Source organism: Pseudomonas sp. DWP3-1-3b3 (assembly GCF_049896305.1).
GTDB lineage: Bacteria > Pseudomonadota > Gammaproteobacteria > Pseudomonadales > Pseudomonadaceae > Aquipseudomonas > Aquipseudomonas azotoformans_A.
On record NZ_JAFCUA010000006.1, the window covers coordinates 252169 to 270895 of the forward strand.

Below are 18727 nucleotides of genomic sequence, written 5' to 3' on the forward strand. Positions count from 1 at the left end.
CATGAGTGACGCACCGCCCAAAGCGGACCAGGAATCCAGCCTGAAAATCTATTTCAGGCTGCTGGGCTATGTGAAACCGTACATCGGCATGTTCATGCTGAGTATCGTGGGCTTCGTGATCTTTGCTTCCACCCAGCCGATGCTGGCCGGGATCCTCAAGTACTTCGTGGATGGCTTGAGCAATCCCGACGTGGTGTTCCTGCCCAAGATCCCGTTGTTCAAGGACCTGAAGCTGTTGATGGCCGTGCCGCTGCTGATCATCCTGATCGCCGCGTGGCAAGGCCTCGGCTCGTTCCTGGGCAACTACTACCTGGCCAAGGTCTCCCTGGGCCTGGTGCATGACCTGCGGGTCCAGTTGTTCAACAAACTGCTGGTATTGCCCAACCGTTATTTCGACACACACAACTCCGGCCATCTGATTTCGCGCATCACCTTCAACGTGACCATGGTCACCGGCGCCGCCACGGATGCGATCAAGGTGGTGATCCGTGAGGGCCTGACGGTGGTGTTCCTGTTCGGCTACCTGCTGTGGATGAACTGGAAGCTGACCCTGGTCATGCTGGCGATCCTGCCGTTGATCGCAATCATGGTGGGCAGCACCAGCAAGAAATTCCGCAAGCAGAGCAAGAAGATCCAGGTAGCGATGGGCGACGTCACCCACGTGGCCTCGGAGACCATCCAGGGTTACCGCGTGGTGCGCAGCTTCGGTGGCGAAAGCTACGAAGAACGTCGTTTTGCTGCGGCCAGCCAAGGCAACACCGACAAGCAACTGCGCATGAACAAGACCGGCGCGGTCTATACGCCGATGTTGCAACTGGTGATCTACACCGCCATGGCGGCACTGATGTTCCTGGTGCTGCTGCTGCGCGGCGATGCCACGGCGGGTGATCTGGTGGCCTACATCACCGCAGCGGGCCTGTTGCCCAAGCCGATCCGCCAACTGTCGGAAGTCAGCTCGACCATACAGAAAGGCGTCGCCGGTGCCGAAAGCATCTTCGAACAGCTGGATGAAGAGCCGGAAGTCGACAGCGGCACCGTGGAGCGTGATCGCGTCAGCGGTCGCCTGGACGTGCGCAACCTGAGCTTCACCTACCCAGGTGCCGAGCGTGAAGTGCTGAAGAACATCAGCTTCACTGCAGAGCCTGGGCAGATGATCGCCCTGGTCGGGCGCTCGGGCAGTGGCAAGTCCACGCTGGCCAGCCTGATCCCGCGTTTCTACCACCACGAAACCGGCGAAATCCTGCTGGATGAGGTAGAGATCGAAGACTACCGCCTGCGCAACCTGCGCCGGCATGTGGCCCAGGTGACCCAGCACGTCACGTTGTTCAACGATACGGTGGCCAACAACATCGCCTACGGCGATCTGGCGGATGCACCGCGTGAAGACATCGAGAAAGCTGCCACCGATGCCTATGCCATGGACTTCATCGCCGAGCTGCCCAAAGGCCTGGATACTGAAGTCGGCGAAAACGGCGTGCTGCTTTCTGGCGGTCAGCGCCAGCGCTTGGCTATCGCCCGGGCACTGCTGAAAAATGCCCCGCTGCTGATCCTGGATGAGGCGACTTCGGCGCTGGATACCGAGTCGGAGCGGCATATCCAGGCGGCGCTGGACAAGGTCATGAAGGGCCGTACCACCCTGGTGATCGCACACCGACTGTCCACCATCGAGAAAGCCGACATGATTCTGGTGATGGACCACGGTGAAATTGTCGAGCGTGGTACACACGTGGAACTGCTGGCCATGGGCGGCTATTACTCGCGCCTGCACGCCATGGGCCTGGATGAGCCGGTAACGGCCAACATCACCTGATGTGCCGGGGCGCGCAATGTGCCCCGGTGTTTGTATCAAGCCCCTTACAGGCTTGACCAAAGCCAAATAATTCGCTGCCTATCGTTTGTTATGTTGGCCTTCTCGATTCGATTGACGAACGAGAGGGCTAACCTTCTTGCGTGGGTAATGGAATGTTGCAACGTCTGTTCTGGAAATTGCTTCCCAAACCCCAACGGGTTTTTCTGCTGGGGCGTTTATCGGTGGTGGACCGTCAGGCGGTGAACAAGTCCCTGTCTGGGGTGGCCACACTTGCGCCGGCTTTCGAGCGTCATAACTGCGTATTTATCCATGTGCCTAAATGCGCCGGCAGCAGCGTCTGCTCGGCGTTGCTCGACGGGCGCTGGCCTGGGCATCTGCCGTATTACTGGTACCAGCAGCAGTTCCCCGAACACTGCGAACGCAGTTTCAAGTTTGCCTTTGTGCGCGACCCATTGGAGCGCGCCTACTCGGCCTACACCTACTTGCGCAGCAACCACATGGGCACCCGTGATTTGCACGCTCAGGCACTGGTGTGCAGCTATCGCGACTTCGATCATTTCGTCGGCAACTGGCTGCACCCGGAGAACCTGCGCCGCCAACTGCATTTCGCCCCCCAGACTGATTTCCTGGTCGATCACATGGGGCGCATGGCCATGGACTTTCTTGGGCGCCAGGAATCACTCGAGAATGACTTCCAGCACTTGTGCGAGCGCCTGGGCGTGAGCGCTTCCCTGCCACACCTGAATGTTTCACAGGGGCGGCGCAGCGAACCGGTCAGGGATTTCTGCACGCTGCGTACGCGACGCCTGGTCCGACGAGCCTATCAACGTGATTACGAGGTCTTGGGGTATGAATAGTCAGTCGCTCTCCAGTGGTTCTGCTTCTATCCGACCCTTTGCCTTATCGTTGTCGGTCGCCGCGCGGGCCGCACTCAAGCACCAGCAGCCTTGCTGCCTGTGGCTGACGGGGTTGTCCGGGTCCGGTAAGTCGACCTTGGCCAACGCTCTGGAAGTACAACTCAACGAGCAGGGCCGGCATACCTTCGTGCTCGATGGCGATAACTTGCGCACCGGGTTGTGCAATGACCTGGGCATGAGTGATGCGGCGCGCAAGGAAAACATCCGGCGCATCGGCGAGGTGGCGCGGCTGATGGTGGACGCGGGGCTGATCGTGATCGTTTCGGCGATTTCCCCGTTCAGCGCCGATCGGGCAACCGCCAAGGCACTGTTCGGGCCTGGGCAGTTTTTCGAGGTCTACATCAGTACGCCGTTCGAGGTGTGCGCGCGGCGTGATCCCAAAGGCTTGTACCGTGCGGCGCTGGAAGGGCGGATCAAAGCCTTCACCGGGCTGGACAGCCCCTATGAAGCACCGATCAAGGCTGACTGCGAAATCAATACCGATGAAGTCGAACTGGCCGACGCGGTGGATCACATTTTGGCGGAATTGTTCAAAAAATGATCAGATTTCGCATGTGATGCATCCCACATAAAGCTCTCGAACTAGGCGGCGCTCACCCTGTGCTAATATCGCGCCCCTGTTCATTTTGTATGTGGGATGCTCCATGAAGTTGTCCATGCCGCGATTCGATCAAGCCCCTGTCTTGGTGGTCGGCGATGTCATGCTCGACCGTTACTGGCATGGCGGTACCTCACGGATTTCCCCTGAGGCGCCGGTACCGGTAGTCAAGGTCGAGCAAATCGAAGACCGTCCGGGCGGCGCTGCCAACGTTGCCCTCAATATTGCCGCCCTCGGCGCCCCGGCCTCCCTGGTCGGCGTGACCGGCGACGACGAAGCCGCCGACAGCCTGGCCAACAGCCTGCGCGGTGCCGGCGTGCGCGCGCTGTTCCAGCGCATTGCCCACCAGCCGACCATCGTCAAGCTGCGGGTCATGAGCCGTCACCAGCAACTGCTGCGTATCGATTTTGAAGAACCCTTCGCCACCGACGCCCTGGCCCTCAGCGGCCAGGTCGATGAGCTGCTCGAAGGCATCAAGGTGCTGGTGTTGTCCGACTACGGCAAAGGCGCCTTGCGCAACCACCAGGTGCTGATCCAGGCCGCCAAGGCCAAGGGCATTCCGGTACTGGCCGATCCCAAGGGCAAGGACTTCTCGATTTATCGCGGAGCCAGCCTGATCACGCCGAATCTCAGCGAGTTCGAAGCCATCGTCGGCGGTTGCGCCGATGAACACGACCTGGTCACCAAGGGCGCTGCGCTGATGGCCGACCTCGACCTGGGCGCCTTGCTGGTCACCCGTGGCGAGCACGGCATGACCTTGCTGCGTCCGGGCCACCCGGCGATGCACCTTCCGGCACGTGCCCGTGAAGTGTTCGACGTTACCGGCGCTGGCGACACCGTGATCTCCACCCTGGCCGCCTCGATTGCGGCGGGCGAAGAACTGCCCCACGCCGTGGCCCTGGCCAATCTGGCGGCGGGCATCGTAGTGGGCAAATTGGGTACCGCTGCCATCAGCGCGCCTGAATTGCGCCGCGCGATCCAGCGCTCCGAAGGCTCGGAACGCGGTGTGCTGACCATCGAGCAATTGCTACTGGCGATTGACGACGCTCGCGCCCACAACGAAAGCATTGTGTTCACCAATGGCTGCTTCGACATTCTGCACGCCGGTCACGTGACTTATCTGGAACAAGCGCGCGCCCAAGGCGACCGCCTGATTGTTGCGGTTAACGATGACGCGTCGGTCAGCCGCCTCAAAGGCCCTGGCCGTCCGATCAACAGTGTCGACCGTCGCATGGCGGTGCTTGCAGGTCTGGGCGCGGTGGACTGGGTGATCAGCTTCCCTGAAGCGACCCCGGAGAACCTGCTGGCCCAGGTCAAGCCGGACGTGCTGGTCAAGGGGGGTGATTACTCCGTCGACCAAGTCGTTGGGGCGGATATCGTCAGCGCCTACGGTGGCAAGGTCAAAGTACTGGGCCTGGTCGAGAACAGCTCGACCACCGCCATTGTCGAGAAGATCCGCAACAATGAGTAACGCTGATAAGTGGGTCCTGATCACCGGCGGCGCCGGCTTTATTGGTTCGCACCTGGTCGATGCGCTGCTTGCCAAAGGCTGCAGCGTGCGGGTGTTGGATAACCTGTCCACCGGCAAGCGCAGCAATTTGCCGCTGGACAATCCACGCGTCCAATTGCTCGAAGGTGATGTGGCGGATGCCGAGCTGGTAGCCCGCGCCGCCGTCGGCGCAACAGCGGTGGTGCACCTGGCGGCTGTGGCCTCGGTGCAGGCCTCGGTGGATGATCCGGTCAGCACGCACCAGAGCAATTTCGTCGGCACCTTGAATGTCTGCGAAGCCATGCGCAAGGCCGGCGTCAAGCGTGTGGTGTATGCCTCCAGCGCGGCGGTGTATGGCAACAATGGCGAAGGCGCTTCGATTGATGAAGACACCACCAAGGCGCCATTGACGCCCTATGCGTCCGACAAGCTGGCCGGTGAGTTCTACTTCGACTTCTACCGTCGCCAGCACGCGCTGGAACCGGTGATTTTCCGCTTTTTCAATATCTTCGGGCCACGCCAGGACCCATCATCGCCGTATTCCGGCGTGATCAGTATCTTCAGCCAGCGCGCGCAGCAGGGCGTGCCGATTGCTGTGTTTGGCGATGGCGAGCAGACCCGTGACTTCATGTACGTGGAAGACCTGGTGGACGTGTTGGTGCAGGCCATCGAAGCGCCGGACGCACCGTTGGGCGCGATCAACGTGGGCTGGAACCGCACGACCACCCTCAAGCAGGTGCTGCAGGCGTTGGAAGAAATTGTCGGCAAGTTGCCGACTGTGACTTACGGGCCGGCGCGTTCTGGGGATATTCGCCACTCGCGGGCGAACAATCAGCGGTTGTTGGAGAGCTTCACACTACCCGAGCCCACACCCTTGAAGGTCGGGCTGGAGCGCTTGCTCAAAGGCTGACGCGATTTGTAGTGAGCGGGCTTGCCCCGCGCTGGGCTGCGTAGCGGCCCCAAAAAAGCCGGAGCGCTACGCACTCCAGCGCGGGCAAGCCCGCTCACTACAGTCTGATTCAGGCCTTGCCTTTTTTCTTCGGCACGATCTTGCGCAGTACCCGCTGTGCCAGGCGCTTCAATTTCGACTCTTTCTCCGGCTCCGCCAACCCCTGCTGGCGTAGCCAATCCTTCCAGCGAATCCGCTCTTCACGCACCAGCCAGCCTTCCTGCTGGGCGAAGCTTTCCGCCAGGTACAAACCGCGAGTACTCGCCGGGTACAGCTGGTCTTTCTTGACGGTGTACAACTCGGCCAGGGGCTGGCCATCTTTGAGCGGCATCAGGTACAGGTCAGGACGCTGGCGGTCCAGGCGTGCCACCAGTTGATCGCCTTCCAGGCGCTCGTCCACATGGAACAGGCTCAGGGACTTGGCTTCCTTGGGCACTTCCAGGCGCAGGTCATAGATCAATTGCAGGGAGGCGGTGGGCAGGTGCACGTAGGCGCGCGGGCGCTCGATCAATTGGGTGGTGGCGCAACGTACCGGGCGGGCGGCACCGGACAGCGGGCTGAGGCGAAAGGGCAGGGCTTCACGGTAATGCAGCGCGGCGGAATAAGGCGCCGGTAGCCAAGTGTCGTTGAAGCGTCCGCCCAGCCAACCTTCTGGCGTCTCCAACAGGCACTCTTCGGCGATTTCCTGGATGGCGGTGTGCAGCGGCAGGTTCAGTTCATGGGCGGGGACGTAGCCGGAGATCAGCTTGAGCACCACATCGCCACGGTCCTGACGGCGCTGGCGCACCAGCACCCAATAATCGCGGTTTTGCCAGTGCAGGGTCAGGCGTACCGAAACGCCGAGGTTGGCCAGTTCCAGGGCGAAGCGCTCTGGGTCAGCCACTTCCACCGGTTTGCGCCGTTGCAGGGTCTGGGCAAAGTTGAGCGGCATGCCGACGCTCTGGTAGCTCAGGCCTTCGGGGGTGGCTTCGACGTGCAGCGGCAGTGTCTTGAAGTTGCTGGGATTTTTTCTTATGAGCGTTCGCGGCATGTCGGCTCCTTCTTGCGACGGGGTCGGCCGCGTGGGCGGCATCAGAGTTGACGAATGACCTGGGCAGCGGTCGCCACGTTATGGGCCAGGTGCAGCGGATTGATGGTCCCGACAATAGCACTGGCGACGCCCGTTTGCGCAAACAACAGCATGAAACTCGCACGAATTGGATCCATTCCAGGCTCCAGGCAAACGTGACCGCTGGCCAAGGCCTTTTTCACCAGGATGCCCTTGCCATGGGCCGCCGCATAATCAATGACGGCTTTCTCGGCCTGTTCGTTCAAATTGTAGGTGACCATGGCGCAATCACCCTGTTCCAGAGCCTTCACCCCGCCTTCGACGGTTTTGCCGGAGAAGCCGAAACCGCGGATCTTGCCTTCTTTTTTCAGCTCGGCCAGGGTCTGGTAGACCTCGCAGTCGTTGAGGATGTGCAGGTCGTTGCCGTCGGAGTGCACCAGCACCAGGTCGATAAAATCGGTTTCAAGTCGTTTCAAACTACGCTCGATCGACCGGCGGGTGTGAGCCGCGCTGAAGTCGTGGGTGGATGCGCCATTCTCGAACTCTTCCCCGACCTTGCTGACAATCACCCACTCCTTGCGTTGATCGCGCAGCAGCGGCCCCAGGCGTTCCTCGCTCATGCCATAAGCCGGTGCGGTGTCGATCAGATTGATGCCCAGTTCGCGGGCCTGTCGCAACAGCATGCGCGCCTCGTCGTCACCGGGAATCTGGAAGCCGCTGGGGTACTTCACCCCTTGGTCGCGGCCCAGCTTGACGGTGCCCAGGCCCAGTGGCGAAACCATCAGGCCGGTGCTGCCCAGGGGGCGATGCAGGTCGTGCAGAGTGGGCAGGCTCATGGCAACAGTTGCTCCCAGGCAGGGACGCCGATGGCGGGTTTTGGCAGGTCGGGCAGCGGCTCGCTGGCGCTTGGGCGAATGCCGTCACGTTCCAGGCTGTTGATCACCCGATCGGCGAAGTCCGGCGCCAGCGCCAGTTTGGTCGGCCAGCCCACCAACAGGCGGCCTTCCTCGGCGATGAAGGCATTGTCGGGACGGGTGAGGCCCGATTGCAGCGGCTCGGCACGGTCGACGCGCAGGGTGGCCCACTGGGTTTGGCTCATGTCGATCCACGGCAACAGCTGAGCAAGCTCTTTCTGCGCCGTGGCGATCTGTTCTTGCGGCGTGCGCGCCACGCCATCGGCTTCGGCAATGTCGCCGCCCATGTACCACACCCAGTTGCCATCGGCGGCCGGGTGAGTGGTGACGGTGATGCGCGGCTTGGTGCCGCCGCCCAGGCAGTGGGCATACAACTGCTTCAGGCCAGGGCCTTTGGCGATGATCATGTGCAAGGGGCGCTTCTGCATCGCCGGCTTGCTTAAGCCCAGGCCAGTCAGCAAGTCTGCGGTTCCGCCCCCGGCGCTCAACACAATGCGTTGGGCGCGGATCTCGCGGCCGTCTACTTTCAAGCCAACCAGCTTGTTGCCTTCCAACAGCGGTTCGATGTGTTGGCCGGCGAGCAAGCCATCGCCCGCCAACTGCGCCAGGCGTTCGATCAGGCTCGGGACGTCCACCACCAGCTCGGCCAGGCGATAGACCTTGCCCTTGAAGCGACGGTCTTGCAAGGCGGGCGGCAGGTCGTCGCCCTTGACCTGATCGACACGGCCACGCACGGCCTTACTGGCGAAGAAGCTGGTGAGGTTGCCTGCGAGGGTGCCGGGCGACCACAGGTAATGGGCTTCGGAGAGCAGGCGCACGCCGGTCAGGTCCAGCTCACCGTTGCCCGCCAGCGCTTCACGCCAGCGGCGCGGCATGTCGGCAATGGCTTCGGAGGCGCCGGTGAGGGCGCCGTGCAGGGCGTATTTCGCACCGCCGTGAATGATCCCCTGGGACTTCACGCTTTGCCCGCCACCCAAGGTGGCGTTTTCCACCAACACCGTGGAAAACCCCTGGCGGCGCAGGCGCGCATTCAGCCAGAGGCCGGCAACCCCGGCGCCGACAATCAGAACGTCGGTGGAAATAACGGATGGCATGGGCGACCTCAGTGTTCAAGACAAGAGGCGCAGTATACAGGCTGTTGAGGAGCGGTCAGTGCCCGGCGGTTTTCGAGAACAACTGGATCACCACCACGCCCAGCACAATCAGGCCCATCCCCAGCATCGCCGGGATATCCAGCTTCTGCCCGTAGATAAACAGCGCCGCGATGCTCACCATCACAATGCCCATCCCGGCCCACACGGCGTAGGCCACGCCCACCGGCACCGTGCGCACCACCAGCGTCAGCATCCAGAACGCCACGCCGTAGCCGACGATCACCAGCATCAAAGGGATCGGTGTGCTCCAGCCCTTGATGGCTTTCATGGACACGGTGGCGATCACTTCCGAGCAGATGGCAATGGCCAGGTAGTAGTAAGCGACGTTCATGGGTCAATCCTCGGGGTAAAGCAATCAGATAAGGCTGGCATTCTAGAGTTTAATCAGATGGGGTAAAGTCATTACCTATCTGAATTGGAGATGGGTTGAGCCATGAGCGTGCAATGGGATCTGGAGCAGATGCGCCTGTTTGTCAGCGTCGCCGAACAACGCTCGTTTTCGGCCGTGGCGCGCCAACAGCGCAAGGCGCAGTCGGCGGTGAGCAATGGGATTGCAATGCTGGAGGCGGACCTCGGCGTCAGCCTGTTCGAGCGTAGCAGCGGCCGCCAGCCTCGGCTGACTGAAGCCGGCAGCGTATTGCTGGAGGAAGCGCGCGAAGTGCTGCGGCAATGTGAGCGGCTCAACGGCCGGGCGCTTTCGCTGACCCGCGGCGAAGAGGCGTGCCTGCGCCTGGCCCAGGACGAAGCCATGCTGTTCCAGCCGGTCCTCGACAGCCTGGAAGCACTGGCGGGCGAATACCCATTGCTGGAAGTGCAGCTGTCCAGCGCCGCCCAAGGCGATGTGGCGCGCAAGTTGGTGGAGCGCAAGGCTGACCTGGGCCTGCTGTTCTATCACGACCAGATCCCCGAAGCCTTGGAGCGACGGGTGGTCGGCAGTGTGGAGATGGTCACGGTGTGCGGTGTGAATCACCCACTGGCCAAGGAACCCTACGTGACATGCCAACGCCTGGCACAGTTCCGCCAGTTGCTGATGTCGACCCAGACCAGCGTCTACCCCGGCAGCGAAGCGGCCAGCCCGTTGGTGTGGCGCGCCGACAGTTTCTACGTGTTGGCCGAGTGGCTGATGAGCGGCCTGGGCTGGGCCTGGCTGCCCCGGCATATCGTGCAGTATCCGACGTATCAGCAACAGATGGTGGAACTGGACAGCGAATGGACGCCGCCGGCCCTGGTGGTGGAGCTGGTCTGGCGTCGCGACGAGCACCTGGGACCTGCCGCACGCTTCCTGGCCAAACGATTTGCCGAGTGCTTGCAGGCGATCGACTGAAAAAGCCGATAAACTCCGCCGCCATGAATAGAACTCTCTACAGCTGTCTGTTTTACCTGGCGCTGCCGTTGGTGGCTTTACGTCTGTGGCTGCGCGCGCGCAAGGGGCCGGCCTATGCCAAGCGCGTCGGCGAACGTTTCTCCTATGGCCTGCCGGTGATGCAGCCCGGCGGGATCTGGGTGCATGCCGTGTCGGTGGGCGAGAGCATTGCCGCCGCACCCATGGTGCGCGGGTTGCTGGCGCGTTATCCGACGCTGCCGATCACTGTTACCTGCATGACGCCCACCGGGTCCGAGCGCATCCAGGCATTGTTCGCCAACGAGCCACGCATCCAGCATTGCTATTTGCCGTATGACTTGCCGTGCGCGGCCAAACGTTTCCTCGACCGTGTGCAGCCGAAACTGGCGGTGATCATGGAAACCGAGCTGTGGCCCAACCATATCCACGCCTGCGCCCAGCGTGGGATTCCGGTGGCATTGGCGAATGCGCGGTTGTCGGCGCGTTCGGCCAAGGGCTACGCGCGCTTTGCCAAGCTGACGGCGCCGATGCTGGCGCAAATGAGCCTGTTCGCCGTGCAGACGCACGCCGAAGCCCAGCGCTTCCTGAGCCTCGGCGCTCGCCCGGAAACCGTCGAAGTCACTGGTTCGATCAAGTTCGACCTGACCATCGACCCCGAACTGCCGGTGCGGGCCGCTGCGTTGCGCGAGCAATGGGGCGCCAGCGAACGTCCGGTATGGATCGCCGCCAGTACCCATGAAGGTGAAGATGAAGTCGTTTTGGCAGCCCATCGCCAATTGCTCGACAGCTATCCCAACGCACTGCTGATTCTGGTGCCGCGCCACCAAGAGCGCTTCGGGCCGATGTTCGAGCTGTGCCAGCAGCAAGGCTTTGCCACCGTGCGCCGTTCCAGCGGCGAAGCCGTCACCGCGCAAACTTCGGTACTGCTCGGCGACACCATGGGTGAATTGCTATTTCTCTACGCTTTGGCCGACAGCGCCTTTGTCGGCGGCAGCCTGGTGGCGACCGGCGGGCACAATCCCCTGGAGCCGGCGGCATTGGCAAAGCCGGTGATCATGGGGCCGCACGTGTTCAACTTCCTCGAAATCACCGCGATGATGCGCGAAGCCGGGGCATTGCGCGAGGTGGATGACGCCGAAGGCTTGGCCGAAGCCGTGCGCCAGTTGTTCGAGCTGCCGCAGGATGCGCGCAAGATGGCGCAGGCGGGGCTGAAGGTGATGCAGGCCAACCAGGGCGCGTTGAAGCGCTTGCTGGATGGCCTGGGGCGTTTGCTTCAGTAGCCGGGGCGGGCTTTCAATTGCTCGGCGGCGGCTTTGGCCAAATCCGGCGGCAGGAAGTCGCGGTCCGGGTTGTAGTCAGCCTTTAAGTAGCGCGCCAGGTCCTGCAAGTCGCCTGGGTTCAAAGTTCCCGCCGCCTGCTTCAAGCGCAGGTTGTCGAGGATGTAGTCATAACGGCTGTTGTTGTAGTTGCGCACCGACGCGTAGAGCTGGCGTTGTGAATCCAGCACATCGACGATGTTGCGCGTACCCACCTGATAACCGATTTCCGTGGCTTCCACCGCGCTCTGGTTGGAGATGATCGACTGGCGGCGCGCTTGCACCTGCTCCACATCGGTGTTCACCGCACGGTGCAGGTTGCGAGTGTTTTCCACTACCTGGCGGCGCAGGCCTTCGCGCTGTTGCTCGGTCTGGCCCAGGCGCGAGTAGGACTCACGCACTTGCGAGCTGGTCAGCCCGCCGCTGTAGATCGGGATGCTCAGGCGCAGGCCGATGGTGCGTTGTTCCACATCACCACGGTACGGCGTGCCGAACGCATTCGGGTTGCTGAAGCCCAGGGCGTCGTTGTCACCTTTTTCGTATTGCGCCACGGCGTCCAGGGTCGGGGCATGTCCGGCCTTGCGCTGCTTGAGGGTTTCTTCGGCGGCGGTGACGGCGTAGTTGCTGGCCAGCAGGTTGAGGTTCTGGCGGCCGGCGGTTTCGACCCAGGCCTTGGCGTCGTTCGGCAGCGGCGGTAGCACCGGCAGCGTGTGGACAATGCCCTGGATCGAGTTGTATTGGCGGTTGGTCAGCGTGATCAAGGCTTCGAACGCGTCTTCCACCTGGCGCTGGGCCAGGATGCGGTTGGCGCGGGCGGTGTCGTAGCTGGCCTGGGATTGCAGCACGTCGGTCTTGTCCGACAGGCCGACGTCGAAGCGCTCGTTGGACTGGTCCAGTTGGCGCTTGAAGGCATTCTCTTCGGCCTTGGTCGACGCCAGGTTGTCCTGGGCACGCAACACGGCAAAGTAGTTTTCGGCACTTTGCAGGATCAGGTTCTGCTCGGTGGCCGACAGTTGCAGCGCCGCCTGCTCGTTGGTGGCCTCGGCCGCCTGCAATTGGAACCAGCGGTCGGCGCGGAACAGCGGCTGGCTCAAGGTGGCCCGCCAGGAATGCGCATCGCGGTTGGCGGTGGCGGCGGGCGTGTCGATCTGGGTGCGCACGTTATTGATATCGGCGCCACCGGTCAGGTTCGGCAGCAGCCCGGCGCGGGCCTGGGGCACCACTTCTTTTTGAGCGCCGTATTGGGCGCGGGCAGCGGCCAGGTCGGCGTTGTTGTCCACCGCTTCCTGGTAGACGCTGACCAAGTCAGTTTTAGCGGACAAGGGCGCTTCAGCTGCCCAGACCATTCCGTTGGTCGCACAAGACACGGCGAGAGCCAGTGAAAGTTTGCGCAGCATGAGGCGATCCCTAGATAAATATTATGGATGTAATTTAGAGCCCAAGGCTAAGGCTCGCCTTTTGTGGCGTCAAGCCTTAAGCAGTTCCCGAGTGTAGTGGCGCGGTCACCGCACAACAATCTGCAAAAGAGCCATTCATCACGCTGAATGCACCGCCATTGGCAATTTGCCCACGCCATGGTCTAGACTGGCCGCGTTCTTGTCGGGGTGCCTTGTTGGAAGGCTGAGATCGGTAAATACCGGATCCCGTTGAACCTGATCAGGTTAGCGCCTGCGTAGGGAACAAGATTTCTCGTCACCCGGCGAGTCCTCTTGTGCTTCGTCCGGGTTGTTGTTCGTTTTTTGAACAGCTCTCGTGCGCCAAGCACAGCACTGGTTTCAGTGCGTCCATCCGTCACAGGTTCGCTCCGACAAAAATCCACCGCCTGGATAAGTTGGAGAGCCCGTGATGACGACAAAACTAAAAAATACCGTGCACCTGAGTGAATCGGCCAAGGTCGACTCCGGCTCTGTGCAACCCTTTACCCGCTCGCAGAAAATCTACGTACAAGGCACCCGCCCGGATATTCGCGTGCCGATGCGTGAAATCAGCCTGGACGTGACCCCCACCGACTTCGGCGGTGAAATCAACGCGCCGGTCGTGGTCTATGACACCTCTGGCCCGTACACCGACCCTAACGTCATCATTGACGTGCGCAAAGGCCTTGGCGATGTACGCTCGCCATGGATCGAAGTGCGTAATGACACCGAGCGCTTGCCTGGCCTAAGCTCGCATTTCGGCCAGCAACGCTTGAGCGATGCCGAACTGACCGCGCTGCGCTTCGCCCACGTGAAGAACCCGCGTCGCGCCAAGGCCGGCGCTAACGTCACGCAGATGCACTACGCGCGCAAAGGCATCATCACCGCCGAGATGGAATACGTCGCCATCCGCGAAAACATGAAGCTGGAAGAAGCCCGCGCCACTGGCCTGCTCGACCAGCAGCACGCCGGCCACAGCTTTGGCGCCAGCGTGCCGAAGATCATCACTCCGGAATTTGTGCGCGAAGAAATCGCCCGTGGCCGCGCGATAATCCCGGCCAACATCAACCACACCGAACTGGAACCGATGATCATCGGCCGTAACTTCCTGGTGAAGATCAACGGCAATATCGGCAACAGCGCCCTGGGTTCGTCCATCGAAGAAGAAGTGGCGAAACTGACCTGGGGCATTCGCTGGGGTTCGGACACCGTGATGGATTTGTCCACCGGCAAGCACATCCACGAAACCCGCGAGTGGATCATCCGCAACTCGCCCGTGCCGATTGGCACCGTGCCGATCTACCAGGCCCTGGAAAAAGTCGGCGGCGCCGCCGAAGACCTGACCTGGGAGTTGTTCCGCGACACCCTGATCGAACAGGCCGAGCAAGGTGTGGATTACTTCACCATCCACGCCGGCGTGCTGCTGCGCTATGTACCGCTGACCGCCAAGCGCGTCACCGGCATCGTGTCCCGTGGCGGTTCGATCATGGCCAAGTGGTGCCTGGCGCACCACAAAGAGAACTTTACCTACACGCATTTCGACGAAATCTGCGAAATCATGAAGGCCTACGACGTCAGCTTCTCTCTCGGCGACGGCCTGCGCCCAGGCTCGATTGCCGACGCCAACGACGCCGCGCAATTCGGCGAGCTGGAAACTCTCGGCGAGCTGACCAAGACCGCCTGGAAGCACGACGTGCAAACCATGATCGAAGGCCCTGGCCATGTGCCGATGCAGTTGATCAAGGAGAACATGGACAAGCAGCTCGAATGCTGCGACGAAGCGCCGTTCTACACCCTCGGCCCGCTGACCACCGACATTGCGCCGGGCTACGACCACATCACCTCCGGCATCGGCGCGGCGATGATCGGCTGGTTCGGTTGCGCCATGCTCTGCTACGTCACGCCCAAGGAGCACTTGGGCCTGCCGAACAAGGATGACGTGAAGACCGGGATCATCACCTACAAGATCGCCGCCCACGCGGCTGACCTTGCCAAAGGCCATCCGGGCGCGCAGATCCGCGATAACGCCTTGAGCAAGGCGCGTTTCGAATTCCGCTGGGAAGACCAGTTCAACCTCGGCCTGGACCCGGACACCGCGCGTTCGTACCACGATGAAACCCTGCCGAAGGACTCGGCAAAGGTCGCGCATTTCTGCTCCATGTGCGGGCCGAAGTTCTGCTCGATGAAGATCACCCAGGAAGTGCGTGAATACGCGGCCAACCAGCGCATTGAAGCGGTGGATGTGGATGTCGCCAAGGGCTTGGCCGAGCAGGCGGAGCGGTTCAAGCAGGAAGGTAGTCAGCTGTACAAAAAGGTCTGATCCGGGATTGTTGGAGGCTGTGCCGGCCTCTTCGCGAGCAAGTCGAATCGTCGCACCGCCGCTCCCACATTTGGAACGCATTCCAAGTGTGGGAGCGGGCTTGCTCGCGAATGCAATCTCCCAAACAACAAATGTTCCTCAGAGATAACACCCTTGAGCATTCAACCGAGTACTTACTCCCCGGATATCGCAGTGCCGAGCGACAAAAGAGTCTTCGGCGCCCGCGACCTGTTCTCCCTCTGGTTCTCCCTCGGCATCGGCCTGATGGTCCTGCAAACCGGCGCCTTGCTTGCGCCGGGCCTGGGCCTGTCCGGTTCGTTGCTGGCGATTTTCCTCGGCACCCTGGTGGGTGTCCTGTTGCTGGCCGCCGTCGGCGTGATCGGCAGCGACACGGGCCTGTCCGCCATGGCGGCCCTCAAGCTCAGCCTCGGCGCCAAAGGCGCGAGCCTGCCGGCGCTGCTGAATCTGCTGCAGCTGATCGGCTGGGGTTCGTTCGAAATCATCGTGATGCGCGACGCAGCCAGCCTGCTGGGCACACGGGCGTTCAGCGACGGCAGCCTGTTGGCCAGCCCCTTGCTGTGGACCCTGTTCTTCGGCGGTCTGGCAACGCTGCTCGCGGTCAGTGGCCCGCTGACCTTTGTGCGCCAGATCCTGCGCAAATGGGGGATCTGGCTGCTGCTCGCCGCCTGCCTGTGGCTCACCTGGAACCTGTTTGCCAAGGCCGACCTCACCGCGCTCTGGGCTCAGGCCGGTGACGGTTCGATGCCATTTGCGGTGGGTTTTGATATCGCCATCGCCATGCCGCTGTCGTGGCTGCCGCTGATCGCGGATTACTCACGCTTCGGCAAGCGTGCCAAAGGTGTGTTCGGCGGTGCCGCGCTGGGGTTCTTTATCGGTAATTTCTGGCTGATGAGCCTGGGCGTGGCCTACACCCTGGCGTTTGCGCCGAGCGGCGAAGTGAACGCGCTGTTGCTGGCGTTGGCCGGGGCTGGCCTGGGGATCCCGCTGCTATTGATCCTGTTGGATGAATCGGAAAACGCCTTCGCCGATATTCACTCGGCGGCGGTTTCCAGCGGGATATTGTTGCGTTTGAAGGTCGAGCACCTGGCGCTGGCGATTGGCGTGATCTGCACGCTCATCGCCTGCTTTGCGCCATTGGCTCAGTACCAGAACTTCCTGCTGCTGATCGGCTCGGTATTCGCGCCGCTGTTTGGCGTGGTGCTGGTGGATCACTTCATCCTGCGCCGTCGTAGCGGGGGAGCCTTAGCCAGTCTGCGCTGGCCGGCATTAATTGCCTGGCTGGGTGGCATTGCGGTTTACCACCTGCTGGCCAATCTGTATCCGGACATCGGCGCGACCCTGCCGGCGCTGGTGCTGGCAGGGCTGTTGCAGCTGATCCTGGGCCGGGCCTTCAGCGGCGCGCGGGCACCAGTTCAGGCTTGAGGATGCCGTCCAGGCGCGAGTACGGAATCTGCAACTCGACGTGGCCCAAGGCATACGGCGCGATGGTGGTGGTGGGGTACTTGAGGATCACGCCACCGTAGGTGAGCGCCACGTTCGGGGTTTTCTGGAAGGGGTACTGTTTCACGTACTCCGGCTCCAGGCTCAGGCGGGTGCTGATCAGCCAGCTGTTATGGGCCACTTGGGCGGCTTTCCAGAACGCTTCTTCCTTGCCGGGCAGCAACATGTCGGTGAGGGTCAGGGCCTTTTGCTGCTGGCGCGAATAGTTGATGAACGCACGGCCTGGCTCGCCGTGGGTGGCGCCCTGGTCCAGGTAGCTGGATAACTCGATGATCACCAAGCCGTCATGCTGCTCACGTACCTTGGCCTGCAAGTACATGCTGTTGCGTGGAGCGGCGGTGCGCAGGAACTGCTCGCTGTAGGTCGCGAGGCTGGTTGGCAGCGGGTCGGCCTGGGTCATTTCCAGCAGGCGCTGTTCGATCAAGGCGTCCAACTTGGGCTCCTTGGCAAAGTGCACCGTGTCGATATTCACCAGCGGGCAGTCGGCGCTGGCGCAGCCTGGCTTGCTTTGCTCGGTGGCGTCGCGGGTGGCGTCCAGCGGGGTTTTGTAGCTGGGCTGGAACAGGCTTTGGCAGGCACCGAGGGTCAATGCGATACAGGCCACGGAGGCGATTTTTAAAAGCGACATGTAGGGTCTTCGTCCGTCGATAAGAGCGAAATTGTGCAGCTTCGACTACCGGCAAGGCAGTCAGTTCGCCACTAAGCTCATTAGAGTGAGTTTGACGCCCGCCGTCTATCCCGGCAACTGGAAAGGGGCTGCATCCGGAGGCACGGGCGCGTTAGGATGGCGCCAATTGCGCAGGTTCAACGGGGATGGATATGACGGATTTTGCAAAGTCGGCGCCGGACAAGATCGAAATGGTTCAGCACGACAATCTCTACAAAGGTTTCTACAAGCTGGATCAGATACAACTGCGCCATGAAAAATTCGACGGCAGCATGAGCCGTGTGATCAACCGCGAAGTGTTTGTTCGTCATGATGCCGTGTGTGTATTGCCCTACGACCCGCAGCGCGATGAAGTGGTGTTGAACGAGCAGTTTCGCGTCGGAGCCATGGGCCGTACCGACAACCCCTGGATGATCGAGATGGTCGCCGGCCTGATCGACAAGGACGAGCAACCCGAGGAGGTTGCACACCGCGAAGCCGAGGAGGAAGCTGGGCTGACATTCTCCGCGTTGTGGCCGATCACCAAATATTTCCCGTCGCCCGGCGGCAGTACCGAATATGTGCACTTGTACCTGGGTCGCTGCGACAGCGCCGGTGTGGGGGGCGTCCATGGATTGGAAGAAGAAGCTGAAGATATCCGCGTCACCGTCTGGGCCTTCGAAGATGCCCTGCAAGCGGTGCGCGACGGCAAAATTTCCAACGCAGCCAGCATTATCGCCCTGCAATGGCTTGCGCTTAATCGCGCGGAAGTGAGGGGGTTATGGCAGTAAAGGCACGGGAACGTTATCGAGTCGACCTGATCGGGCTGCAAGCCGCCTGCGAGGCCAACTATGCGCGGCTGATGCGCTTGCTCCCCGACATGCGCCATGCCCCCGAGGCCCGCCGCATCGGCGTGACCCACGGCGACCAGATGCTCGGCGTGCTGGCCCTGGAAGTCATCGTCAACTGCCCGTACACCACCACCTTGCGCGTGCGTCAGGAACACAGCCTGCCCTGGCTGCCGGTGCCGCAGTTGGAAGTGCAGGTGTACCACGACGCGCGGATGGCCGAAGTCATCAGTGCCGAACATGCACGACGCTTTCGCAGCATCTATCCTTACCCCAACGTGTTCATGCACCAGCCCGATGAGAAAGCACAGCTCAATGTGTTCCTCGGTGAATGGTTGAGCCATTGCCTGGCCTTGGGCCATGAGTTCGAAGTTGTGCGGTAGATGTGAACTGCATCTGCTTCCCAAGGTTTCCTCTTGTGTCCTGCCCCAGCATAATCA

At 61.7% G+C, this 18727-nt stretch carries 17 protein-coding genes and 1 riboswitch; of the genes, 11 read left to right on the plus strand and 6 right to left on the minus strand.

What is annotated here, in order from left to right; translation table 11 throughout:
• The first annotated feature begins 1 nt into the window (after position 1).
• The 5 genes from msbA (at position 2) to ACP7BX_RS20230 (ending at position 5724) form a co-directional block, all read left to right on the plus strand.
• Positions 2–1810: a lipid A export permease/ATP-binding protein MsbA gene (gene msbA / locus ACP7BX_RS20210; RefSeq protein ID WP_269132668.1), complete on the plus strand. Its 1809-nt coding sequence runs from the start codon at positions 2–4 to the stop codon at positions 1808–1810.
• A gap of 152 nt (positions 1811–1962) precedes the next feature.
• Entirely contained in the window at positions 1963–2667 is a 705-nt protein-coding gene (locus ACP7BX_RS20215; protein ID WP_426129275.1) for a sulfotransferase family 2 domain-containing protein, read from the plus strand.
• Positions 2660–3268, plus strand: coding sequence for an adenylyl-sulfate kinase (gene cysC, locus ACP7BX_RS20220; RefSeq protein WP_426129273.1), 609 nt, complete (start codon positions 2660–2662; stop codon positions 3266–3268). The genes ACP7BX_RS20215 and cysC overlap by 8 nt, the downstream gene beginning before the upstream one ends.
• Positions 3269–3371: 103 nt before the next feature.
• On the plus strand, positions 3372–4796 hold the full coding sequence (gene hldE, locus ACP7BX_RS20225; protein ID WP_033897841.1) for a bifunctional D-glycero-beta-D-manno-heptose-7-phosphate kinase/D-glycero-beta-D-manno-heptose 1-phosphate adenylyltransferase HldE: 1425 nt from the start codon (positions 3372–3374) through the stop codon (positions 4794–4796).
• Positions 4789–5724 (plus strand): NAD-dependent epimerase/dehydratase family protein, encoded by a 936-nt coding sequence (locus ACP7BX_RS20230; RefSeq protein WP_314524811.1) that lies wholly within the window; start codon positions 4789–4791, stop codon positions 5722–5724. Before hldE ends, ACP7BX_RS20230 begins: the two co-directional genes overlap by 8 nt.
• Positions 5725–5833: 109 nt before the next feature.
• Here the strand turns inward: ACP7BX_RS20230 and ACP7BX_RS20235 are convergent, their stop codons facing one another.
• From ACP7BX_RS20235 to ACP7BX_RS20250, 4 genes are read right to left on the minus strand one after another with little or no spacing between them, the layout of a single operon-like run.
• Complete coding sequence (locus ACP7BX_RS20235; RefSeq protein WP_426129271.1) at positions 5834–6793, minus strand: metal ABC transporter ATPase; 960 nt, start codon at positions 6791–6793, stop codon at positions 5834–5836.
• Positions 6794–6834: 41 nt separating this feature from the next.
• A complete protein-coding gene (locus ACP7BX_RS20240) occupies positions 6835–7647 on the minus strand; it encodes an aldo/keto reductase (RefSeq protein WP_426129269.1) in 813 nt (270 codons plus the stop codon).
• Positions 7644–8819, minus strand: a complete 1176-nt coding sequence (locus ACP7BX_RS20245) for an NAD(P)/FAD-dependent oxidoreductase (protein ID WP_426129267.1) — start codon at positions 8817–8819, stop codon at positions 7644–7646. Before ACP7BX_RS20245 ends, ACP7BX_RS20240 begins: the two co-directional genes overlap by 4 nt.
• Before the next feature lie 55 nt (positions 8820–8874).
• Complete coding sequence (locus tag ACP7BX_RS20250) at positions 8875–9210, minus strand: DMT family transporter (RefSeq protein ID WP_426129265.1); 336 nt, start codon at positions 9208–9210, stop codon at positions 8875–8877.
• Between the two features lie 102 nt (positions 9211–9312).
• On the opposite strand from ACP7BX_RS20250, the gene ACP7BX_RS20255 reads away from it, so the two are divergent.
• Together ACP7BX_RS20255 and waaA are read left to right on the plus strand one after the other, a co-directional pair.
• Positions 9313–10203 carry a LysR family transcriptional regulator gene (locus tag ACP7BX_RS20255; RefSeq protein ID WP_177051562.1) on the plus strand — a complete coding sequence of 297 codons (891 nt, stop codon included), beginning with the start codon at positions 9313–9315 and terminating at the stop codon, positions 10201–10203.
• Between the two features lie 23 nt (positions 10204–10226).
• On the plus strand, positions 10227–11501 hold the full coding sequence (gene waaA / locus ACP7BX_RS20260; protein WP_426129262.1) for a lipid IV(A) 3-deoxy-D-manno-octulosonic acid transferase: 1275 nt from the start codon (positions 10227–10229) through the stop codon (positions 11499–11501).
• On the opposite strand, the gene ACP7BX_RS20265 is transcribed toward waaA, so the two are convergent.
• Positions 11495–12934, minus strand: a complete 1440-nt coding sequence (locus tag ACP7BX_RS20265; RefSeq protein ID WP_028615490.1) for a TolC family outer membrane protein — start codon at positions 12932–12934, stop codon at positions 11495–11497. The genes waaA and ACP7BX_RS20265 overlap by 7 nt on opposite strands.
• Positions 12935–13127: 193 nt before the next feature.
• A riboswitch (TPP riboswitch) is annotated at positions 13128–13233 on the plus strand.
• Positions 13234–13382: 149 nt separating this feature from the next.
• Between ACP7BX_RS20265 and thiC the strand changes: the two genes are divergently transcribed.
• A complete protein-coding gene (gene thiC, locus ACP7BX_RS20270) occupies positions 13383–15272 on the plus strand; it encodes a phosphomethylpyrimidine synthase ThiC (RefSeq protein WP_016975619.1) in 1890 nt (629 codons plus the stop codon).
• A 153-nt stretch (positions 15273–15425) separates the two neighbouring features.
• Complete coding sequence (gene cytX / locus ACP7BX_RS20275; RefSeq protein WP_426129260.1) at positions 15426–16715, plus strand: putative hydroxymethylpyrimidine transporter CytX; 1290 nt, start codon at positions 15426–15428, stop codon at positions 16713–16715.
• Here cytX and ACP7BX_RS20280 read toward each other — a convergent pair.
• The gene (locus ACP7BX_RS20280; RefSeq protein WP_178955011.1) at positions 16684–17421 is read right to left on the minus strand and encodes an RsiV family protein; all 738 of its coding nucleotides are present in this window, start codon (positions 17419–17421) and stop codon (positions 16684–16686) included. The genes cytX and ACP7BX_RS20280 overlap by 32 nt on opposite strands.
• A 191-nt stretch (positions 17422–17612) precedes the next feature.
• Here ACP7BX_RS20280 and ACP7BX_RS20285 point away from each other — a divergent pair, with 191 nt between their 5' ends.
• Both ACP7BX_RS20285 and ACP7BX_RS20290 read left to right on the plus strand, forming a co-directional pair.
• Positions 17613–18230 carry an NUDIX domain-containing protein gene (locus tag ACP7BX_RS20285; protein WP_314524840.1) on the plus strand — a complete coding sequence of 206 codons (618 nt, stop codon included), beginning with the start codon at positions 17613–17615 and terminating at the stop codon, positions 18228–18230.
• Positions 18221–18670, plus strand: coding sequence for a DUF1249 domain-containing protein (locus ACP7BX_RS20290; protein ID WP_003171323.1), 450 nt, complete (start codon positions 18221–18223; stop codon positions 18668–18670). Before ACP7BX_RS20285 ends, ACP7BX_RS20290 begins: the two co-directional genes overlap by 10 nt.
• Positions 18671–18727 lie beyond the last annotated feature (57 nt).